We start from the raw sequence: 21787 nt of genomic DNA, 5'->3' as shown, positions 1-21787 counted from the left end.
GCTTTTAGTTATTTGCTTGCTCAGTAGCTGACTCTAACGTTCTTCCTTGGTGATCATGCAAGGTCACACCTTTATCTGTTTTCCAATCAACCCAGCCATTTGATGAGCCAAGGAGTAAGAAGCACGAAGCACCGCTTGGGGTTTTAAATAGATAGTCTCGTTCAAATACAAAACGGTCGCCATTTTGAGATATAACACTTTTGGTTAGCAATTCATCTCGTTTCTCATAGAATCGTGGTTCGGTTTTACGTTTGGTTTTCATTGGGGCAGAAGAGCCTTTGAATACCACCATGCCCTCGTTGGTATAAACCCCTTCAGCCTTAACACTAGAACGATTACAGACAAAAGTTTGCCCATCCTTGATATTGTTAACTTCAGTTAGTGGCTCGAAAATCGGATAACCTAAGGTTGCTAGAAGTAGGCTACCAATATCATGGATTTCGTCGCAATCGGCTTTAAGAGGGATAGGCGTGTGAGGCTTTTGCCCGCCATTTCCATTGAGTAGTTCGTAGCGTTGGCTCGCTTTCGCTTTTTCAATAGACAAGGACTCCAAGTACAACACATGGGTTTGGGTTAGGTTGTTGGTGAGGGAGACTAAGACTAATGCTCGCTCCCAGTCTTTAGTCTCACTTTTATGGTGCTGCATTAACCGAGACCCCACATCACCAGATTGACCGATGTAGCACTCGTCTTTGTTGTCACCAGAGACAAGAAAGTACAGACCTACTTGTTTGGATTCCGGCATATTAACAAACTCGACCATTTCACTGCGTGGCACTTCAATTAAGCGAATGATTGAAGTGGTTTGCTCAGCAATACGAATACCCGATGGATCTCCGCTAGGTAGAAAAATCTGGATGGTACGAGGTCTCTTATTCATTATGCGACTTCCATATCAGCAACTTTCACACGACGCTTACCTGTCAACAACTGCTGCATCAATGCCTTTTTCTCTTGCTTAAAGTGAGCAAGCTTAGCTTCAAGCACTTCGATTTCTTTATCGGCTGTAGTTAGGACTGAGGCGATTTTTTGTTGTTCAGCGAAAATAGGTACTGTTATATGTAACGTTTTAATATCGTTGCTATTTACAGCCTCAAAGGTACTGCCTTGAGAAAAGCGTTCCCATTTAGGCTCAAATGCCAATAGCCATTGATAAATAAACTCTTGCGAAACATTGTTCTTAGATTTAATACTTGAGATACCGCGTCCAATACATGCTTTATGCAAGGACTTAGCAACACTACCTACAGGAGCGCGAACACTCAAAAGAATGTCACCCACCGAGCATTCTTTCGTTATCTGGCTAGTATGTATGCGAGGAGCAGACTTTCTTGCTTTGATGTCAGCGTTTCCTTGCAGCAAAGGTAAACCATCACCAATTTCATTATAAGCTTCTGATTTTGGCGATGAACCCATCGTGATTTGAGTTAGTTGGTTGAGCTTCACCTCTTCCCACTCACCCTCAAATGCCTTACCCTTCTCAGGATTAACCAAACGCTTCTTACCCGTCAAAAGCTGTTGCATCAGAGCTTTTTTCTGCTGCTTGCTGGTTGCAATCAGCTTTTCCGTGGTAGTAATCGCTTTGTCCCATGTTGAGAGGATTTTGGCAATTTTGCGTTGTTCTGGGATAGGGGGAATACTTACTTTTAATCCAAGTAGCTCGCCTTTAGTAATGTTCTTCATAGAGCCACTTGTGCCAGTGGCTAAGTTGGACAACGTATAACGTGAGTGCTCAGAAGCCAATACATAGCTCAGCCACTTCATATCAGAATTAGGCTTGGGGATCGTTTGCCAAAGCTTATCTGGCAAAAACAGGCTATCAAAATCGGACTTTATATAAGCGCTAGCGCCAACTAATTCTTCCGTATTGCTTCGACTGATGATGATCTGCCCTTTTTTAGGGTGTGTTTTTGCTCGTTTTAGCTCTTCTCCAGAAGTTACTGCTTTAACGGCGTATTCATCAAAAACACCATAAGATACAGCACTTACTTTCAAGACACCTTTTTCACCTTTAGCTAGCGGCCGATCTTCACCGTTGACACTAACACCTGACTCTAATCCAGAAACAAGATCTTCTACACGACCGTCATTCCAACCATTAGGCACCATAACCCAACTCCTTTAGATAGCCTGTCATTTCTTCTTCCAGCTCAGCTAGTTCACTTTGTAGTGACAAACGTTCACTGCGTACCGCAACCAAATCAATTTCTTTCTCCTCTTCAAAAGTATCTACATAGCGAGGAATATTGAGGTTGTAGTCGTTCTCGACAATCTCTTCTAGCGAAGCTAGGTATGAGTATTTGTCAGTGGTTTCACGGGCTTTGTATGTATCAACAATCTTTTGGATGTTTTCAGGTGTCAGTTGGTTCTGGTTCTTACCTGATTTGAACTCACGAGAGGCATCAATAAATAATACCTTATTGTCATCTTTTTGCTTTTTGAACAACAGAATTGCGGCTGGAATACCTGTACCGAAGAACAGCTTTTCAGGGAGACCAATCACGGTATCGAGCAGGTTTTCATCGATAAGTTGCTTACGGATTTTACCTTCAGATGATGCGCGGAATAGCACACCGTGAGGCACTACCACGCCCATACGTCCAGCTTGCGGTTTAAGCGTCTCAATCATGTGGGAGATAAACGCATAGTCACCTTTGGTCTTTGGCGGTACGCCACGGCGGAAACGACCAAATTGATCATTACCTGCATCCTCAAAACCCCATTTATCTAACGAGAATGGAGGGTTTGCCGTTACCACATCAAAGTGCAGCAGGCCGCCTTCTTTATCTTGAAGCTTAGGGTTGCGAATAGTATCGCCCCATTCAATGCGGTGGTTATCTTCACCGTGTAGGAACATGTTCATCTTCGCCAGTGACCAAGTTGAACCGATCGCTTCTTGGCCGAACAGTGCGTACTGTTTAGAGCCAGCAAAGTTGTTTTGAACTTGTTTACCACACTTCATCAATAGTGAGCCGGAGCCACAAGCAGGGTCGCAAATTGTGTCGCCTTGTTGTGGCTCTAGGATGATAGATAAAAGGTCAGAAACTTCTGGTGGGGTATAGAACTCACCCGCCGATTTACCGCTACCCGCTGCGAAATGTTTAATCAAGTATTCGTAAGCGTTGCCTATAACATCTAATGTACCAACGCGGCTTGGGCGAAGGTTAAGCGTCTCTTTACCGAAGTCTTCCAGTAAATGACGCAGAATATCGTTCTTTTGCTTTTCATCACCCAGTTTATCGGTGTTGAAGCTGATGTCTTGGAATACGTTCTTTAGCTTAGTACCGTTCGCTTCTTCAATCGCGTGCAGTGCTTGGTCGATACGAGAGCCATTACCTGCCTCATGGCGAGCTTCGTATAAATCCCAGAACGTTGAACCTGTTGGGATCTTGAAAGACTGAGTTTCCATCATTGCCGCGATCAATTCAGGCTCATCACCATACTCTTTCGCTAGTTCATCGACTTTATCTTGATGCACATCAGAAATGTATTTAAGGAACAGCATGGTCAAGATGAAGTCTTTGTAGATGGATGGATCTACGGTGCCTCGGAAAGTATCGCAGGCTGCCCAGACGGCTTTGTTAATATCATCTTGATTGATTTTAGTGTGTGGCATGATTTTCCCAGTTAGTAGCGTTACTTACTTTAATGCTGAGATTCTACCATTAAGCCAAGCGAAAAGACTTGATGAAAGCGATAGTTCACATCGTATTATTTGATATGAAACTCTGACCATGCAGGGCAAAAGAAATGGAAGAGCAAGAGTCGATCTTGCTCCTTCACGTTTACTTACGGATTATTTTCACATTACTTTGTTTTTGAATGCTTTTGGGAACCGTTCCTTTAGGCACGCATGGTACTGTAAAAGGTTCGTTTATGTTTCCTGCGGCAGGGAGAGGGATGTTATTACCATCTTCATCTTTCTTGTACCTAGCGACTCGCCGCACCGCGATTTTATTACCAGCGACAGGGATGCCTAAGTGCATGTTCCAACCTTTAAATATGGCTGATAACTTGCAAAGTAAGGAGTAACTCGTCGACTCATGCACAAGGGACTGTAAGTAGTTCCTCACCTGATATTCGACATCGTCTTCGGACTCTAAACCCAGTGATGAAATGACTCTAGTAAGGTAAGTCTCTGGTGATAGTGGCAACTCTTCAATTTGAACTTCCGTGAGTTTCTTTTTAATTAGATAATGTGCAAACGCATAAATCGGCTCAGAGGCTTGGCTCTCAAGTCTGTATTTTTTGAAAACCTCGCCAACAAAGCTAACGGATAGTGCGAGTTCACTGTTCTTTTCTACAAAGTCTAAGATTTCAGGCGGCGGGAAAGACGTCCCCTGAGTTCCACGAAACGCAAACGGATTTTTCGTCAACTCAAATGCCTTTGCGAGCATTGCAATACGAGAGAGTACGCTAGGATTAACTTTTACACCGGACATTGCCAATACTTGGGCGCGAGAACGGGTGTTACCCACATCAATATGGGCAAAGGACAAGTCATCGGTCACACCGTAAGTCACTGGAGCAATAAATCCGACTTGCGCATCACAGGCCGCTTCAAGGCGGTGGTGCCCATTCAGAATTTCGCCATCACTAGAAATGATAATTGGCTCTCCTGTCAGGCACCACTTTCTATTCTTCATCGCTTCGCTGTAGTTTTGAACCTTATTTTTATTGATTTGCCTGTTCTTGTTATCTGGATTGATTACACCTCGCCGAGAGTGTTCGAGCATGTCTCGTGCTAGCTCAGGGCTAATGAAGATATCAACATGCTTTAACCCTGTACCCACCTCTCGAACTCCAGAATAATATTTAGATTTACTTTGGAAAACTTCAGATATTACATCTCTTGAAAGTAGCTGACTGGAAGATTCTAACAATTGTCGTGAACTGGCCAAAAAGCTCCTTCTTGGCGTGTCACCAAAACGATCAACTAACGTGTTTACGATAGATGTCTCTAGGTTTTGATCGGATATTTCATGTGTATTTTCTGGAGACTTATCTGTCATTGGGTAATCCTCAGCGCTGGTGTGGCAATATAGTGTTTAGGAACAGTAATTGAGTTAATATCTACCTTATTATTGATCCGACATGCATGTCGGATCAAGTTTAGTTTTTATTTTAGACTGCGCTAGTCGAGCAATTGGATTAAAAAAAATTGAAGCTTTCAGATAATAAACTCACTGGCATGTTGCTCTCTGCAAAAGGGCGAACACAAAAAACACTCATTACTACAATGCCCATGATTGAAGTAAGTGCTTATTTTTCTTTGACAAAATTGTTGCCAGAACTGAAGTGGGTTGCTGATGTTGCGGTTAATTCAACAAATTCAAATAAAGTACAAGCCATTCAAGCTGAACTAGAAAAAGTCGTGATTGATAACGTGGTAAGCGCACCGCTATCGCTAACATTTGCAATTACGGGCAAGTCCAGTATTCAGAAGACCTCTAGCTCGCTATCAATACTCAGTTATAGCCCCTCGAATACGTGCATTGTCGGCAATGTTTTGGGCTTGGTCGCCGTCTGCAAAATTTTGGGAATAAAAACTTTTTTGTTCAGCTCAAGGCTAAGCGTTAAAGAGGCAAACCAGAAAAGCGAATTGAGACAACGTCTAGCTATGGAAAGTGTAGAAATTCGAGTGATATTTGATGATGAGTTAGTCTTGGATGAAAAGCATGTCGTTGAGTTATTTAAGAAAAGCCAAGTGCTTGACTCTTCGTTAAGTCTTCCACACCTCAATGAAGGACAAAACTTACTTCCCGATGATCAGTTCCCTCTAAGACCCTTTATTGAACAGTTAGTTAAAGAGACCAATATCGAATCCTACGGTGGTGTGAGTTTTGACTCCAAACATGTAAGGGTTTCTGAGCGCAGCATCACGACTCAATATGTTTTATTCAAATTGATCGTTGGTGCTGTCGCTGGAGTGGGCACTCAAGAATACAGTAAGATGTCTAATGACGTTACGTTACCTAATGGTACAAGCCTTACTTCTGTGCTCAGCGATGGCTATGTCAGTAAAATTGCTTCCTTCGTAAAAGCATGGCTTGAACCACAAGCAGAAGCATTCATAAATAGTCGTTCTGGCTATCACTTATCCCCACAGGTGTGGCAAGCATTAGGGCTAACGATCCATCGGTTGGTTAGTGATGGAACTTCGTTAAATGACCTACAAGCGGCTGGTAAAGCATTGGGTAGCCTTGACTACAGCAAAGGCGCCAAACACTGGGATAAATGTTCGGTAATGGAATTAGATGCCAAAGGGCGAATCTATAAGAATGCGGCAAGTTCGACTAGGTTGTTTCGGGTTGGACTGTGTGAGTATTTTGTTGGGGTTGTTGGAGCAATGAATAATAAAGAAAAAAATAGTCGGTAGAGCCGTATCTATACCGCTCTCTCTGAATTCCAGAACACTTTATGATTTGGGCTTTTGACGTACTTTTTGACTACCAATGCCCGCAGAAACTACACTTTTCACACAGAAAGCGAGTTCTCGAAGTCTTTTTACAGCCATGATGTAGATGTATCTTAGAAGCTTTTACACGTGGTACGTTCTACCTCAAAAATGCCCCAAAGTTTGCTAGCTTTGATACCCACAACATTTCTCCATGACTTCCTTTGACCTATTTATCCTAATGCGTTTACTATGAAACACATGCACTATGCGTTTACTACTAGAACATATTTTATTAGATCAACTATTTGGTGGGGTTGGTACAAAATGTTGGTTCTTACACGAGGTGAAAATGCCTAATTATGAAAATGATGATTTGAATATCGGCAATTTAGGAGAGCATGAACTGTCAATTTGGTGCACAAAAGCCAGATTGAAAGTTAACCGTTCTCTTGAAGAAGATTCTACTGGTTGGGATCATCTCATTCGTTTTCCTTATGAAGAAACCTTGCTTCCAAAAGATCTACAGTCAAAGCCAATAGAGTGCAAAGTTCAGGTAAAAACAACATTTCGTGGTGATAAAAAGGGCGTCAGTATTAAGCTCTCAGCATTGAAGCATCTTGTTGATGACACCTCTCCAGCCTTTATCCTTTTTTTTGAATTTTCCAATAAACATGAACCTGTATTAGACAATGCATATTTAGTACACCTTGGTGAAGGTTTAATCACGAGCGTATTAATGCGGATTAGGGAAGAACACCTATCCATCAAGCCTAAAAAATTAAATCAAATTAAATTATGGGTTAGTTACAACGATTCTCATAAGCTTGAACAAAACTCAGGGTATGCCCTAAGAGACAAAATCGCTAGCTTTGTCCCTGATGGGATAGTTGAATATCAAAAGAAAAAAAATGAACTTACAAACACTGTTGGGTACGGTGACAACGGTTACATCATTCAATTTCAAGCGAAGTTAGATGATATGGAGCAACACTTTTTAAATGCTGCTATAGGTATATCTTCAAGTGTAGATGTCACCAATTCGATCTTAAAAGACAATCGGTTTGACTTAGCAGATGGAGCTGTCGAAGTTAAAAATTCTGAAATAGCAAAAATTGAAGTCTTTCCAAATGTCATAGATGAGTGCCAGTTACGTTTTAAGACTAGTGCCTACTCACCAGCCATGGTGTTCGATGGTGAATTTGTCAAAATGCCACACCCAACAACATTACAAAACATTCTTTATCTAAGAACAAAGTTGTTTAGCGTGGAACTTCGTGATGTATCAAATCTAAAGGCTAAAAGTAATCTTCACTTTACCTTTGATAAAGCAGTAGCTTTGGATGAAGCAATCAAGTTGTTTAAGCTATTTTCACCTGAATATAGAGGGAAGAACCTAATTTTTGAGGTAGCTCTGAAAAAAGAAAACAGAGTCATAAAAATGAACTTAACTTTAGACAATACCTTTGAAGATACGGCTACAATTATTGATTCAATTTCCATCCTAAAAAGTAGTTACGAAATTGATGGCAATACACTTACCACCGTCGATGATCTGTTTAACCAACGGATAGCATTAAGTGCCTTAGCAGCAATTATAAAAAATAATGTAGAGTCTATTCGTTTCAAACAACGTAGAGAACCCAGTAGTAATGAGTTTGTTACGGAACCAGAGATTACTATTCCATATGCTATGACTGTTCAAATAGGTTCATACTATGTAGGTGTCGTGGCTCTGCTAGAAGGACATAGAGTTTCGGATATAGATTATCAGGCGAAAAACGCCGAGATCCTTGAGACACTAACTTTTTATGGTGATGCTCCCACAGAAGAGCTATTAGACGAAATTACGAATGATGTACTCCATAAAAAAATTGGGAAAGATGAATCCGAACAAAGCCAATCGGGTACTTAGCTTAGTGGAAAGCAACTTTGGCGTTATAGTCGTGACAGCTATGTCATACATTAATTAATTCGCTTGCTGTGTTAGTAAGGTTAGGTGAAATGTTAGAAAAATTACTTAAAAAAGGTTATTTCCCACAAGAAATTCCAACGACATTTAGCACTATCAACTATGGAGACGTGCTGATAGACCCGAGGAATAATCTTTCCAGTCCATTCACGTATAACCGAGATGGGCCAACCTATAGCAGCGAATGTGCGAAATTTAACTTGGCTAGACGAGGGAAATTGCGCCGCCCATTGAGCATTCCCAACCCTATAAATTATTATCAGATCGCAAAGCTGATATCAGACAATTGGGCTGATTTTGACGCCGTTTTTGACAGAGCTTCTCAATCAATTAGTCGTCCAGTTGAAGATGATTCAACCAGAGCTTTAAAGTGGGAAAAGGGATTTAGCTTTCTTCCTGATTCTAAGTTAAAAACGAGGACTGCTTCTCGCTATATTCTAAAAGCGGATATCTCTAACTTCTACTCAACGATTTATACTCATAGTATTCCATGGGTGTTACATACTAAGTCTTTAGCAAAGCAGCAAAGGAGGTTTCGCAACAATCTTGGGAACAAGATTGATACCTTGGTAAGAAATTCTCAAGACCAACAAACCAAAGGGATTCCAATAGGAACTGACACTTCGTTTGCTATTGCTGAACTGATTATGTCTGAAGTTGACAAGCAATTAGTAACCAAGGTTGGGACAAACTACCATCGATATATTGATGACTTTGAATTTGGGTGTAAAACCTTGCAAGAAGCTGAGCACACATTATCAGTATTGCAAGAGGTATTGTCTCAATTCGAACTGGAGCTTAACTCTTCGAAAACTGAAATAATTAAGCTACCATTAGAAGTTGATCCTCAGTGGTTACATGAACTTCAAAAATTTGATATTAGTATGGCAACTGCTGGCGTTCAAAGAAGAACGTTGTTGTCATTTTTCGATATGACAATGGATTACCTTTCAAAAGAACCTTTTGAGCCTATTTTAAAGTATGCAGTAGTTCGAACATCTTCCCATATCGTTCAAAGTTCAAATTATGCACTGTACCAGAGAATACTTTTACAATGGGCTACCGCAGAACCATCAACATTACCAATCGTGATTGATTTTATTGCGTTCTATAAAAATGCGGGTATCCAAGTCGATATTGAAGAGATTAAAGAAACTCTAGAATTTATTATTACTGAAAACTCTAGACAGAGCCACACTAGCGAAATTTGCTGGGCTATATGGGGAATGATGCTACTCGACATTGAGTTTACTTCAGAAGTGGTCGCAACAATAAAGAGTATTGAAAATTCATTCGTAGCTCTCTTAACTTTGGATGCACAGCAGCGTGGTTTGATTTCAGGCGAAGAAACGTTTGAATTATGGGGAAGTCTAATGACCCCACAAGAGCTAAAAGGTAACAATTGGCTGCTAGCTTACGAAGCCCTTAAGAAAGGGTGGCTTGCTCCAGTTGGAGGTCAGAATTACCTAGATGAGTCCATTGGTTTTTCATTTTTGTCAGAGAAAAACGTTTCGTTTTATGCCCCCGAAAAACTAAATAATTACGATCCTCAGGTAAGGTATTATAATTTTAGAAGACTAAATGCTGACCAATTAAGGTATTTCTTATACAGAGACCGCCCTATAAGCAGGCCGCCATTCTAAAGCATCAGGTCTAGTACGTTTTTGTCCAGAAACGTGTTAGCAGGACTGGGCTAGTGCTAGGATCTTCACGAAAAGTCATAAACGCCTAGTGAGTGTCACTAGGAACTTTATGATTTTAAGTGCCTTAGGTAGCATAATCTCACGTAATGAGAGCATAGCCTTATTAAGGCTTCAAAGACCAAAAAGCGTACACACCACTTTATATGATATGTACGCTTTTAATTTGAGCTAGAAGTATTGTAATAAAAGGTCTGCCATTCACTCGCCAATAGACATGTTTTTCACTCTATACTCCCTTTTTATTTTATCAAATGCTGATAATCAAAATTCTTCTTTATCTGCAACACCTTCGGTTACATCACTTTCTTGTTTAGTTGGCTGAAGAAGAAGCTCACGAAGTTTTGCATCCAATTCTTCTGCAATGTGGCTGTTCTCTTCGAGATACTTACAAGAATTAGCTTTACCTTGACCAATCTTGTCACCTTTATAGCTATACCAAGCACCAGCTTTATCAACCAGTTTATTTTTAACACCTAGGTCAATTAACTCACCGTAACGGTTGAAGCCTTTGCCATATAGGATTTGAGTCTCAGCCTGTTTAAATGGCGCAGCAATCTTGTTCTTCACGACCTTAATTCGAGTTTCGTTACCAACGACTTCATCGCCTTCTTTAACTGCACCTGTACGACGGATATCCAGACGGACTGATGCGTAGAACTTAAGTGCATTACCACCAGTGGTCGTTTCTGGATTACCGAACATCACACCAATCTTCATGCGAATTTGGTTAATGAAGATACACATACAGTTTGAAGCTTTGAGATTACCTGTCATTTTACGCATGCTCTGAGATAGCAAACGGGCCTGTAAACCCATGTGGGAATCTCCCATCTCGCCTTCAATTTCGGCTTTTGGAGTCAAAGCAGCTACAGAATCGACAACAATTACATCAACCGCACCAGAACGTGCCAGAGCATCACAAATCTCAAGAGCTTGTTCGCCAGTATCAGGTTGAGAAACGAGTAACTGATCAATATCTACACCTAGCTTTTGAGCATAGATTGGATCAAGAGCATGTTCTGCATCGATAAAAGCACAAGTTTTACCTTGCTTTTGTGCAGCAGCAATAACTTCAAGAGTAAGCGTTGTTTTACCCGATGATTCAGGACCAAATATTTCGACAATACGTCCCATTGGCAAGCCGCCAGCACCTAAAGCAATATCAAGTGAAAGTGAACCTGTAGAAATAGTTTCGACATCCATAGTACGATTGTCACCAAGCTTCATAATTGAGCCTTTACCGAATTGCTTTTCGATTTGTCCCATTGCTGCTGCTAGTGCTTTTTGCTTGTTATCGTCCATTCTACTTACCTTCTGAATTCATCTATATGTTACGTAATGCAACCTGTATATGCATATTCAATTTAGTCATCACATGGAATCTAAAATGAATAGACATTCAACTACCTAATTAGTGCTGGACTTAGATTTACTAAGAGAAGCATCCAAAACTATACCTTACACTCCACTCTACTATCTTATACTTATGCTGCTAGCTGTTCTCCGATAAAATGAAGACCCATGTGGCTGTCGCCCATTTCGCCTTCGATTTCTGCTTTTGGTGTTAGGGCTGCTACTGAGTCAATAACAAGAACGTCGATTGCACCTGAACGAGCCAGTGCATCACAGATTTCCAGCGCTTGCTCACCAGTATCTGGTTGAGAAACAAGAAGTGCATCGATATCAACACCAAGCTTTTGAGCGTAGATAGGGTCTAGTGCGTGCTCCGCATCAACGAATGCACACGTCTTTCCCACTTTCTGTGCTGCAGCAATAAGCTCAAGCGTTAGCGTTGTTTTACCTGATGATTCTGGACCGTAAACTTCTACGATACGTCCCATCGGTAGGCCACCAGCACCTAGTGCGATATCTAGAGATAGAGAACCTGTAGAAATAGTTTCTACGTCCATTGTGCGGTTATCACCAAGACGCATGATAGAACCTTTACCAAATTGCTTTTCAATCTGACCAAGGGCTGCGGCTAACGCTTTTTGTTTATTCTCGTCCATTTCTATCTCCACATAATCGGTTGTCTCAACAAGCGATCTAGAATCTATTTCTAACCCACATAGGGGTGACTAATTGGCTTTCATTATACTGTTGATTCATACAGTGTCTATACCTGTATGAAAATAATTTGTACAAATGTTACTTACCTTCCATTGATAGGTAATCATAAATAACTTGCAGGGCATGGTGCGTGGCTTGTTGGCGTACTTGTGATCTGTCGCCTGTAAATACATGCGTTTCTACTTTATCCCAGCCATTTAGCGCTTTCCACGCGAAGCATACTGTACCAACAGGCTTATCTTCGGTCGCGCCACCTGGGCCAGCGATGCCACTGATTGATACAGAGATCGTCCCGTTTGAATGTTGCAATGCCCCGCTCGCCATTTCTATTACGACAGGCTCACTCACGGCGCCGAACTCCATTAAGGTTTTAAGCTGTACACCGATCATCTCTTGTTTGGCTTCATTGCTGTACGTAACAAAAGCGCGATCAAACCATCCAGAGCTGCCCGCAATATCGGTGACTGCACTCGCGACACCTCCGCCAGTGCAAGATTCAGCCGTCACTAACACGTGTTTGTGTTTAGCGAGTAAATGTCCAAGCTGCTCACTAAGGTCTTGAGTCATCTGCATCATCTGCTTCCCTTTATTTACTGTCATATCATTTGGATTCGCATCTTTTCGCATCAGCCGCTTTTCGCACGAAACGCTTTCACGTATCCTAAGCCGCAATAGAAATAAACGAAAGAAGTTAACTGTGAAAGCCGATCAAAAACATACTCCCATGATGCAGCAGTATCTAAAACTGAAAGCAGAAAACCCAGAAATTCTGCTGTTCTACCGCATGGGCGATTTCTACGAGCTTTTCTACGATGACGCTAAAAAAGCCTCTCAACTCCTCGATATTTCACTGACTAAGCGTGGCTCATCAAATGGTGAACCGATTCCGATGGCAGGTGTTCCATACCATGCGGTTGAAGGATACCTTGCAAAGTTAGTGCAACTTGGTGAGTCCGTAGCAATTTGTGAACAGATTGGTAATCCAGCACTTTCAAAAGGCCCTGTTGAGCGCGCAGTAGTGCGTATCGTGACACCGGGTACCGTAACCGACGAAGCCTTGCTTTCTGAACGCGTTGATAACCTAATTGCAGCCATTTATCACCACAACGGTAAATTCGGTTATGCGACACTTGATATTACCTCTGGCCGATTCCAACTTTGCGAGCCAGAAACAGAAGAAGCGATGGCCGCTGAGCTACAAAGAACCTCTCCGCGTGAGCTGCTGTTCCCTGAAGATTTCGAACCCGTCGATTTAATGGCAAGCCGTAATGGCAACCGCCGCCGCCCTGTATGGGAATTTGAATTAGACACCGCTAAGCAGCAATTGAATAAGCAGTTTGGTACTCGCGATCTGGTTGGCTTTGGCGTAGAAAGCGCGAAACTGGGTCTATGTGCGGCTGGTTGTTTGATCCAATACGTGAAAGATACCCAACGTACTGCCCTCCCTCATATCCGTTCACTCACGATGGATAAACAAGATCACTCGGTGATCCTTGATGCTGCAACTCGTCGTAATTTGGAGATCACGCAAAATCTTGGGGGTGGTACTGATAACACCCTTGCCGAAGTACTTGATCACACTGCGACAGCAATGGGTAGCCGTATGCTTAAGCGTTGGTTACATCAACCAATGCGCAATATATCTGCACTCGATCAGCGCTTAGATGCAATTGGTGAAATGAAAGATTTGGCTCTATTCACAGAACTACAGCCAACCTTAAAACAGATTGGTGATATCGAACGTATTCTCGCTCGATTAGCACTTCGCTCTGCTCGCCCTCGCGATATGGCGCGTCTTCGCCAAGCAATGGAATATTTGCCAGAGCTTGCTGAAACACTGACGCAACTGAAGCACCCATACCTAACTCAACTTGCTCAATATGCTTCTCCTGTGGATGAGGTTTCTGAGCTGCTTGAACGTGCAATCAAAGAGAACCCACCGGTGGTTATCCGTGACGGTGGTGTGATTGCAGAAGGCTACAATGCCGAGTTAGACGAATGGCGCGACCTTGCAGCAGGCGCAACTGAATTTCTTGATAAGCTTGAGCAAGAAGAGCGTGAACGTCATGGCATCGACACGCTAAAAGTTGGCTACAACAACGTACATGGTTTCTTCATTCAAGTAAGCCGTGGGCAAAGCCATCTTGTGCCGCCACACTATGTTCGTCGTCAAACGCTGAAAAATGCTGAGCGTTACATCATTCCTGAGCTAAAAGAGCACGAAGACAAAGTACTTAACTCTAAGTCGAAAGCACTCGCTATCGAGAAACAGCTGTGGGAAGAGTTGTTTGACTTACTACTGCCGTATCTAGAGCGCCTACAAAATATCGCCTCTTCAGTATCTCAGCTTGATGTTCTACAGAACTTGGCTGAGCGTGCAGATACCCTTGATTACTGTCGTCCAACCATGACAGAGTCTGCTGGCGTACAAATTCAGGCCGGTCGTCACCCTGTTGTTGAACAAGTGATGGACGAACCTTTCATTGCTAACCCTATCGACCTGAATGATCAACGTAAGATGCTGATCATCACGGGTCCCAACATGGGTGGTAAATCGACCTACATGCGCCAAACGGCACTCATCGCATTGATGGCTCATATCGGTTGTTATGTTCCTGCAGAAAGCGCAACCATCGGCTCTATCGACCGTATCTTTACGCGTATTGGCGCATCCGATGATTTGGCTTCTGGCCGTTCAACCTTCATGGTTGAGATGACAGAAACCGCAAATATCCTGCACAATGCAACACCAAACAGCCTTGTGCTAATGGATGAAATCGGTCGTGGTACCAGTACTTACGATGGCCTGTCTCTGGCTTGGGCAAGTGCAGAGTGGCTAGCCAATCAAATCAATGCGATGACACTGTTTGCAACGCACTACTTTGAGCTAACTGAACTACCTAACCAACTTCCAACTTTAGCAAACGTACACTTAGATGCGGTTGAGCATGGTGATAGCATTGCCTTTATGCACGCAGTTCAAGAAGGTGCTGCAAGTAAATCTTATGGTCTAGCGGTTGCAGGTTTAGCTGGCGTACCGAAAGCAGTGATCAAGAATGCTCGTGCGAAGCTGACTCAGTTAGAAGCGTTAAGTATGGAGTCGCCAACATCGAAGCCAAGCGGTGTCGATATCGCAAACCAACTGAGCCTGATCCCAGAACCGAGTGAAGTAGAGCAAGCGCTAGCGAATGTTGATCCTGATGATCTAACTCCTCGCCAAGCATTAGAAGAACTTTACCGCTTGAAGAAGCTGCTTTAGTTTCTTACCAAGTAGCTTGTTATGGCCGTACTGCTATTTTGATTAGACGGCATGAAATACCAAAGCCACAAACAAAAAAACGCTGACTTAAAGTCAGCGTTTTTATTTGTCTTCTATTTAGAGAAGCATCATCCGTTCAATTAGTCGTTTTCTACGTTGAACAGGTTTTCCATATTCAGACCTTGCTTGATAAGAATCTCACGTAGACGGCGAAGACCTTCAACTTGGATTTGACGAACACGTTCACGAGTCAGGCTGATTTCGCGGCCCACTTCTTCTAATGTTGACGGTTCATAACCCAGTAGTCCAAAGCGACGCGCAAGCACCTCTTTCTGCTTAGGATTCAGCTCATCAAGCCAGAAAATCAACGAGTTCTTGATATCGCTATCTTGAGTTGAAACCTCAGGATCTGAATTATTGATGTCTGGAATAATATCCAACAGCGCTTTCTCACCGTCACCACCAATTGGCGTATCAACAGAGCTCACTCTTTCGTTTAGACGAAGCATCTTGCTCACATCACCAACCGGCTTATCTAGCTTAGAAGCAATTTCTTCTGCCGTTGGTTCATGGTCAAGCTTTTGTGATAGCTCTCTTGCAGTACGTAGGTAGATGTTCAGCTCTTTCACAACATGGATTGGCAAACGGATAGTGCGAGTCTGATTCATTAACGCACGTTCAATGGTTTGACGAATCCACCATGTCGCGTAAGTTGAGAAGCGGAAGCCACGCTCTGGATCAAACTTCTCTACGGCGCGAATCAAACCTAGGTTGCCTTCTTCGATTAGATCGAGAAGTGCAAGGCCGCGGTTGCTATAACGACGTGAAATTTTTACCACTAAACGCAGGTTACTTTCGATCATGCGTTTACGTGCTGCTTCATCACCGCGTAGAGCTCGACGTGCATATAGCACTTCTTCTTCAGCGGTTAGTAGTGGTGAGAAACCAATTTCGCCTAAGTAGAGTTGAGTGGCATCTAAACTTTTAGACGTAACTTCAACTTCTTCTTTCGCTTCGGTTTTCTTAGTGACTGTTCGTTTTGCTTTTCCAAGAGCTTCCGGTTCCGTGGTTGCTTGGTCAAGATCGAACTCTTCTTTGGTTACTGCATTGCTTATACTCATAACGCCTCCCCCTGGCGAAATTAGCATGACATTACAACTTCATATGTCGCTAAATGACTATGTCACTCCATACAATACGTAATTTTTGCATATTGTATTTAAGGTAAATATCGTTTTGGATTAACGGACTTACCTTGGTAACGAATCTCAAAGTGCAGCCTAACACTGCTGGCTCCAGAGCTTCCCATTGTTGCAATCTTCTGCCCTGGTTTCACACTTTGCCCTTCAGATACTAATAGTCGGTCGTTGTGCGCGTATGCACTTAAGTAATTATCATTGTGCTTCACAATCACTAGATTGCCGTAGCCTCGTAGTGCATTACCCGAATAAACAACCGTTCCCCCTGCAGTAGATACTATTGGCTGACCTCGCTGTCCTGCTATGTCTATGCCTTTATTTCCTTGTTCGCCTACAGAGAAACTCTTGATTACTCTCCCTTTAGTTGGCCATAACCATTTGGATACTTTATCACTTGTTGGTTTGGTGGGCGGTGTAACATTCTGTTTACCTTTAGAACCAACATACTCCTTTGATTTGGATTGTTCAACCTTCTTTGGTGGATCTTTTTTCACCACTTTGGTGGTAGTTTGAGCTGGAGCTGGTTTAGAGTTTTTGCTCGGTTGCGATGTGGTTTTAGGTTTACTTGCCGCAGATGACGTTGTCGATGCCGCGACAGGCGCAGCAACTGCTGCTGCCGCTACCGTTGATTTACCATACGCTGGCGCATTGTAGCTAGGACGCCACAACTTAAGCTTCTGCCCGGGGTGGATAGTATAAGGCGCAGACAATTTGTTGTAGCTGACGAGGTCATTGACGTCTTTATTGGTCACATAAGCGATGAAATAAAGCGTATCGCCTTTTTTCACTTCATAGTAACTGCCGCGATAACTACCACGATCAATCGATGAGTATTTCTTGTTAAGGCTTGAAACCGGCGCAGGCGAATTCGCTGCACACCCAACAAGGGCACAGCTAAGCAGTAAAGTACTTCCTTTAAACAACTTCGAACGCATCGACTCTCTATCCACCTACACCATTAATCTTGTTATTAAGCTAGTTCACCAGGAACAAGAGGTACAAATCTCACCATTTCGATAACACTCGACAAAAATTCATCGCCGTGACGAACGATCTTCAACAGTTGTTGTTCATCATCCCCAACAGGAATCAGTAAACGACCACCATCTTTCAGCTGTTGCAGAAGCGCTTGAGGAATCGACTCTGCAGCAGCGGTAACAATAATCGCATCAAAAGGCGCCTTTGAAGACCACCCTTGCCAACCATCACCATGCTTAGTTGAAATATTGTAGAAATCGAGTTGCTTCAACCTACGCTTAGCATCCCATTGTAGCGACTTTATTCTTTCAACCGAATAGACATGATCAACAAGCTGAGCCAATACTGCGGTTTGGTAACCAGAACCCGTTCCAATCTCCAAAACGCGGCTATCTTGTTGTAACTCAAGTAACTCTGTCATTTTAGCAACAATATATGGTTGCGAGATGGTTTGCCCCTGTCCGATCGGCAGCGCATTATTATCATAAGCTTGATGGTACATCGCCTGTGATAAAAAGCTCTCTCTCGGCAGTTGGTAAATCGCATCAAGAACCTTTTGGTCTCGGATACCATTTTCAATCAGAAAAGTAACTAAGCGCTCGGCTTGTGGATTGCTCACTTACTTCTCCCCTAACCATGTTGTCATCGCACCTAACGACTCGTGCGCCGTCAGATCAACTTGTAACGGTGTTACCGATACAAAGCCATGTTCGATTGCGTAAAAATCGGTACCTTCGCCAGCATCTTGCTCTTTACCCGGAGGACCAAGCCAATAGATATCATGACCACGAGGGTCTTTTTGCTTAATCATATCTTCGGCATGGTGACGAGCACCGAGGCGCGTAACTTGAGTACCAGAGAGTTGTTCTAAAGCCAAATCAGGCACATTGACGTTTAACAGGCGATTAGTTGGGATTGGGTTGACTAAATGTTGTTCGACGATACGACGAGCAATCGCTGCCGCTGTCTTAAAATGTTTTTTACCCACCAATGAAAATGCCACCGATTGAACGCCTAAGAAATGCCCTTCCATTGCGGCTGCGACTGTGCCTGAATAAAGCACATCGTCACCAAGGTTAGCACCGTGATTAATACCCGTTAAAACCAGATCGGGCATATCGTTCTTGAGCAGTTCATTTAACGCAAAATGCACACAGTCGGTAGGCGTGCCTTGTACCGAGTAGGTATTTTCTGCAATTTCTTGAACGCGCAAAGGCTGTTCTAAAGTTAATGAATTTGAAGCACCTGAGCGATTTCGGTCAGGTGCCACAATGATAACTTCAGCAAGATCACGTAGCTCATTTGCCAGCTCATGAATACCTTGAGCGTGCACACCATCATCATTGCTGAGTAAAATCTTCATCTTGTATCCTTTCTTTTGTTCCCATGCTAAGCCAAGTCACTTAAATTCCAATATCAAGTGACTCAGCTCCAAGCAGAATCGTTATTGCTCGTAGGTTCTCTCTACGTGTACTTCTTCAACCAATTCGCGAACGATCGCTGTTGCGAAACAACCCGCATCAAGAGAGAACTTAAGCGTGACATTATCTTCGTTCACTTCCCAAGTTAAGTCTGTTGGTTTCAGTGACGCTTCACGGCGATCATGACGCATACGGTTACCACGAATCAGAGCCATTAGATCCGGTTCAGCATCAAGGTGTTTTTGCTCTAACGCTTGAGACTCATCAATCGTTGGTAAGGCATTATCGCCAGCCAAAGCAACAGTTATCAAAGCAGAACCGTTCGCGATGTCTTGGTTTACAGCTTCAATGTTGTCTGCTGTTACTGCCAGTTGAGCACCGTCTTTCACCACGATATCGCCAACCAATGCTGATGCAAACGCATCTTGCTCAATACGGTCTGAAAGGATCAGGTTGTAAATCCACGAACGAGCAGCAGAAAGGTACAAGCTGCGCTTATTCTGGTTACGAGTACGAACGTTATCGCGGCCCCAACGACGAGCTTCAGATAGGTTGTTACCTTCATTGCCAAAACGCTGAGCACCAAAGTAGTTTGGCACGCCCACTTGAGCGACTTTTTCCAAACGCTTGACCACATCATCGCAATCCGTTACTTCAGACAAGGTCAACTCAAATTGGTTGCCAACTAAATCGCCTGGACGTAACTTTTTGTTGTGTCGCGCTGTCGCTAAGATTTCAATGCTTGGGTATTGTGCTAAGAACCCTGAAAAGTCAGGCTCACCTTTCGGTAGGTGAACGCTCAACCACTGCTCTGTCACAGCGTGGCGGTCTTTCAAACCCGCCCAGCTCACGTCTTTCGACTTAACACCGCAAGCTTTAGCCAGCTCGTTTGCTACGAAGCTCGTGTTTTCACCAGTTTTACGAATACGAACCATTAGGTGCTCGCCTTCACCAGCAAACTCAAAACCCAAGTCTTCATTAACGACAAAGTGTTCGGCTTTTGCTTTTAGTTTTGCTTTCGCAGTTGGTTTACCGTTTAGATAAGCCAATGAAGATAAAATATCTGACATGCTGTTCTTTTCGTGTTGGTGCTTACGCACTTTTAGTAATTAGGACCACCGCTTCACATGCGATGCCCTCTTTGCGACCTGTAAAACCTAAACGCTCAGTGGTCGTCGCTTTTACATTCACATTGCTAATGCTGGTTTCTAGGTCTTGAGCAATAGCTTGGCACATAGAGTCTATATGAGGCGCCATCTTTGGAGCTTGCGCCATGATAGTAATATCGGCATTACCAATCACGTAACCTTGTTCTTTTACTCGACGGTAAACATCTTTCAGTAGCTCACGGCTATCCGCACCTTTCCATTCGTCATCGGTATCAGGGAAATGACGACCAATATCACCCGCAGCAATCGCACCCAATAGAGCGTCACACAACGCATGAAGGGCAACATCACCGTCTGAGTGTGCAATAAGACCTTGCTCGTAAGGGATGCTTACACCACCAATAATTACCGGGCCTTCACCACCAAACTTATGTACATCAAAGCCATGGCCAATACGAATCATCATTATTCCTTATTCTGACTTAAATAGAACTCAGCAAGCGCTAAATCTTCAGGCTGAGTAATCTTAAAATTATCTGAACGCCCTGCCACTAAAGCGGGCGATAAACCTTTCCATTCAAAGGCTGAGGCTTCATCAGTAATTGAAGCGCCTTGTTGCAACGCCTCACTTAATGCCTTCCACAGAGGCTTTGCTCTGAACATTTGCGGCGTAAGTGCATGCCATAAATCGGCACGCTCAACGGTATGCTCGATCTGCCCTTGGGCACCGCGCTTCATCGTGTCACGAACTGGAGCCGCTAAAATAGCGCCCACATCATGGCTCATCGCGCCGGAAATTAGCTTGTCGATATCACTTAGCTGAACACACGGCCTTGCCGCATCGTGAACCATTACCCAATCACTAAGCTGCTGCTCAGCGATATAGTTTAGCGCAGAGAGTACAGAGTCCGCTCGCTCGCTTCCGCCTGACACTCTGATCACTTGCGGGTTCAGGTTGAGTGCTAGATCAGGGTAGTATGGGTCATCATCGCTGATCGCAACGACAATTTGAGCGACTTGTGGGTGAGACAGTAATTTCTCAATGGTGTGCTCTAAAATTGTTTTGTCGTGAATCTTGAGATATTGCTTAGGGCGGTCTGCCTTCATTCGGCTACCGACGCCCGCCGCAGGTACAACGGCAATCACGCTTTGAAGTTGAGTCGACATTAATGGGATTCCTCACCAATGATGCGATAAAACGTTTCACCTTCTTTGACCATTCCAAGTTCATGACGTGCGCGTTCTTCTATCGCGTCTAAGCCTTGGCGTAGATCGTCAATTTCAGCAAACATTTCTGCATTTCGAATATGCAGCTTTTCATTTACTTGCTGTTGAACTTGGATTTCGTTGTTCACACCGTAGTAATCAGAGATACCATTTTTACCGAGCCACAGTGTGTGTTGTAGCCAGCCAAACACTATGAGTAGTACTAAAGCAAAAATTCGCATAACACCTTTCGCCGGTTGAAAAAGAAGGAACTAGAATAAGGCACATATATACCATAATGAGCTTATTGGTGCGAGATATGTGGTGTCAGGGAATCAATAAGTCGGGGAGTCATTGTCAGGAAAACAATGAGATTCCCTACTCCTTCCTTCGTCAGTCTAGGGAATGATGAACTTTATATGTGACAAGGAGGAGCTTTAGAGCCTAGAGCTTCTTTCATTCAGTTTTCTACA

18 protein-coding genes and 1 pseudogene are annotated in these 21787 nt (G+C 43.2%); 4 read left to right on the top strand and 15 right to left on the bottom strand.

The annotated features are described in order from the left end of the window. Positions 1-4 precede the first annotated feature (4 nt). The 4 genes from AB6D58_RS10480 to AB6D58_RS10465 form a co-directional block, all read right to left on the bottom strand. Positions 5-880, bottom strand: a complete 876-nt coding sequence (locus AB6D58_RS10480) for a GIY-YIG nuclease family protein (RefSeq protein ID WP_372157217.1) — start codon at positions 878-880, stop codon at positions 5-7. Then, on the bottom strand, positions 880-2109 hold the full coding sequence (locus AB6D58_RS10475; protein WP_372157215.1) for a restriction endonuclease subunit S: 1230 nt from the start codon (positions 2107-2109) through the stop codon (positions 880-882). Before AB6D58_RS10475 ends, AB6D58_RS10480 begins: the two co-directional genes overlap by 1 nt. Then, entirely contained in the window at positions 2099-3616 is a 1518-nt protein-coding gene (locus AB6D58_RS10470) for a type I restriction-modification system subunit M (RefSeq protein WP_372157213.1), read from the bottom strand. Before AB6D58_RS10470 ends, AB6D58_RS10475 begins: the two co-directional genes overlap by 11 nt. A gap of 169 nt (positions 3617-3785) precedes the next feature. Next, complete coding sequence (locus AB6D58_RS10465) at positions 3786-5012, bottom strand: chromosome partitioning protein ParB (protein ID WP_372157211.1); 1227 nt, start codon at positions 5010-5012, stop codon at positions 3786-3788. 149 nt (positions 5013-5161) lie between these two features. Between AB6D58_RS10465 and AB6D58_RS10460 the strand changes: the two genes are divergently transcribed. The 3 genes from AB6D58_RS10460 (at position 5162) to AB6D58_RS10450 (ending at position 10012) form a co-directional block, all read left to right on the top strand. After that, on the top strand, positions 5162-6379 hold the full coding sequence (locus tag AB6D58_RS10460; RefSeq protein ID WP_372157209.1) for a hypothetical protein: 1218 nt from the start codon (positions 5162-5164) through the stop codon (positions 6377-6379). A 286-nt stretch (positions 6380-6665) separates the two neighbouring features. Next, complete coding sequence (locus AB6D58_RS10455) at positions 6666-8312, top strand: hypothetical protein (RefSeq protein ID WP_372157207.1); 1647 nt, start codon at positions 6666-6668, stop codon at positions 8310-8312. A gap of 89 nt (positions 8313-8401) precedes the next feature. Beyond that, on the top strand, positions 8402-10012 hold the full coding sequence (locus AB6D58_RS10450) for an RNA-directed DNA polymerase (RefSeq protein ID WP_372157205.1): 1611 nt from the start codon (positions 8402-8404) through the stop codon (positions 10010-10012). 321 nt (positions 10013-10333) lie between these two features. Here AB6D58_RS10450 and recA read toward each other — a convergent pair whose 3' ends face one another. From recA to pncC, 3 genes and pseudogenes are all read right to left on the bottom strand, one after another. Continuing rightward, positions 10334-11374: a recombinase RecA gene (gene recA / locus AB6D58_RS10445; protein ID WP_372157203.1), complete on the bottom strand. Its 1041-nt coding sequence runs from the start codon at positions 11372-11374 to the stop codon at positions 10334-10336. Between the two features lie 212 nt (positions 11375-11586). Beyond that, positions 11587-12081 (bottom strand): annotated as a pseudogene (locus AB6D58_RS10440) (ATPase domain-containing protein); the annotation flags it as partial. 139 nt (positions 12082-12220) lie between these two features. Continuing rightward, positions 12221-12715, bottom strand: a complete 495-nt coding sequence (gene pncC, locus AB6D58_RS10435) for a nicotinamide-nucleotide amidase (RefSeq protein ID WP_029235458.1) — start codon at positions 12713-12715, stop codon at positions 12221-12223. Between the two features lie 124 nt (positions 12716-12839). Here pncC and mutS point away from each other — a divergent pair, with 124 nt between their 5' ends. Continuing rightward, positions 12840-15401, top strand: coding sequence for a DNA mismatch repair protein MutS (mutS, locus tag AB6D58_RS10430; RefSeq protein WP_017059026.1), 2562 nt, complete (start codon positions 12840-12842; stop codon positions 15399-15401). Positions 15402-15541: 140 nt separating this feature from the next. On the opposite strand, the gene rpoS is transcribed toward mutS, so the two are convergent. From rpoS to ftsB, 8 genes are all read right to left on the bottom strand, one after another. Continuing rightward, on the bottom strand, positions 15542-16522 hold the full coding sequence (gene rpoS, locus AB6D58_RS10425; protein WP_017059027.1) for an RNA polymerase sigma factor RpoS: 981 nt from the start codon (positions 16520-16522) through the stop codon (positions 15542-15544). Positions 16523-16620: 98 nt separating this feature from the next. Next, positions 16621-17535, bottom strand: a complete 915-nt coding sequence (nlpD, locus tag AB6D58_RS10420; protein ID WP_229648155.1) for a murein hydrolase activator NlpD — start codon at positions 17533-17535, stop codon at positions 16621-16623. Between the two features lie 35 nt (positions 17536-17570). Beyond that, positions 17571-18197: a protein-L-isoaspartate(D-aspartate) O-methyltransferase gene (locus tag AB6D58_RS10415; protein WP_017633213.1), complete on the bottom strand. Its 627-nt coding sequence runs from the start codon at positions 18195-18197 to the stop codon at positions 17571-17573. Further along, positions 18198-18941: a 5'/3'-nucleotidase SurE gene (gene surE / locus AB6D58_RS10410; RefSeq protein ID WP_017633214.1), complete on the bottom strand. Its 744-nt coding sequence runs from the start codon at positions 18939-18941 to the stop codon at positions 18198-18200. Between the two features lie 81 nt (positions 18942-19022). Beyond that, positions 19023-20069 (bottom strand): tRNA pseudouridine(13) synthase TruD, encoded by a 1047-nt coding sequence (truD, locus tag AB6D58_RS10405; protein WP_017059031.1) that lies wholly within the window; start codon positions 20067-20069, stop codon positions 19023-19025. 22 nt (positions 20070-20091) lie between these two features. Then, a complete protein-coding gene (gene ispF / locus AB6D58_RS10400; protein WP_004739053.1) occupies positions 20092-20571 on the bottom strand; it encodes a 2-C-methyl-D-erythritol 2,4-cyclodiphosphate synthase in 480 nt (159 codons plus the stop codon). A gap of 2 nt (positions 20572-20573) precedes the next feature. Continuing rightward, on the bottom strand, positions 20574-21275 hold the full coding sequence (gene ispD / locus AB6D58_RS10395; protein ID WP_017059032.1) for a 2-C-methyl-D-erythritol 4-phosphate cytidylyltransferase: 702 nt from the start codon (positions 21273-21275) through the stop codon (positions 20574-20576). Next, a complete protein-coding gene (gene ftsB, locus AB6D58_RS10390) occupies positions 21275-21556 on the bottom strand; it encodes a cell division protein FtsB (RefSeq protein ID WP_010435786.1) in 282 nt (93 codons plus the stop codon). The genes ispD and ftsB overlap by 1 nt, the downstream gene beginning before the upstream one ends. Between the last annotated feature and the right edge of the window lie 231 nt (positions 21557-21787).

It is taken from the genome of Vibrio sp. 10N.239.312.D08, assembly GCF_041466145.1.
GTDB classification, from domain to species: domain Bacteria; phylum Pseudomonadota; class Gammaproteobacteria; order Enterobacterales; family Vibrionaceae; genus Vibrio; species Vibrio crassostreae_C.
The sequence above is the reverse complement of the archived record's forward strand: the minus strand, read 5'-3'. Positions and strand labels throughout refer to the sequence as shown.

Bases quoted from the DNA above. Each gene is read 5' to 3' on its own strand.
- surE (WP_017633214.1), bottom strand. From the start codon at position 18,941: ATGAAGATTTTACTCAGCAATGATGATGGTGTGCACGCTCAAGGTATT.
- nlpD (WP_229648155.1), bottom strand. From the start codon at position 17,535: ATGCGTTCGAAGTTGTTTAAAGGAAGTACTTTACTGCTTAGCTGTGCC.
- rpoS (WP_017059027.1), bottom strand. From the start codon at position 16,522: ATGAGTATAAGCAATGCAGTAACCAAAGAAGAGTTCGATCTTGACCAA.
- ispD (WP_017059032.1), bottom strand. From the start codon at position 21,275: ATGTCGACTCAACTTCAAAGCGTGATTGCCGTTGTACCTGCGGCGGGC.
- truD (WP_017059031.1), bottom strand. From the start codon at position 20,069: ATGTCAGATATTTTATCTTCATTGGCTTATCTAAACGGTAAACCAACT.
- recA (WP_372157203.1), bottom strand. From the start codon at position 11,374: ATGGACGATAACAAGCAAAAAGCACTAGCAGCAGCAATGGGACAAATC.
- AB6D58_RS10470 (WP_372157213.1), bottom strand. From the start codon at position 3,616: ATGCCACACACTAAAATCAATCAAGATGATATTAACAAAGCCGTCTGG.
- AB6D58_RS10450 (WP_372157205.1), top strand. From the start codon at position 8,402: ATGTTAGAAAAATTACTTAAAAAAGGTTATTTCCCACAAGAAATTCCA.
- AB6D58_RS10475 (WP_372157215.1), bottom strand. From the start codon at position 2,109: ATGGTGCCTAATGGTTGGAATGACGGTCGTGTAGAAGATCTTGTTTCT.
- ftsB (WP_010435786.1), bottom strand. From the start codon at position 21,556: ATGCGAATTTTTGCTTTAGTACTACTCATAGTGTTTGGCTGGCTACAA.
- pncC (WP_029235458.1), bottom strand. From the start codon at position 12,715: ATGCAGATGACTCAAGACCTTAGTGAGCAGCTTGGACATTTACTCGCT.
- AB6D58_RS10465 (WP_372157211.1), bottom strand. From the start codon at position 5,012: ATGACAGATAAGTCTCCAGAAAATACACATGAAATATCCGATCAAAAC.
- ispF (WP_004739053.1), bottom strand. From the start codon at position 20,571: ATGATTCGTATTGGCCATGGCTTTGATGTACATAAGTTTGGTGGTGAA.
- AB6D58_RS10455 (WP_372157207.1), top strand. From the start codon at position 6,666: ATGCGTTTACTACTAGAACATATTTTATTAGATCAACTATTTGGTGGG.
- AB6D58_RS10480 (WP_372157217.1), bottom strand. From the start codon at position 880: ATGAATAAGAGACCTCGTACCATCCAGATTTTTCTACCTAGCGGAGAT.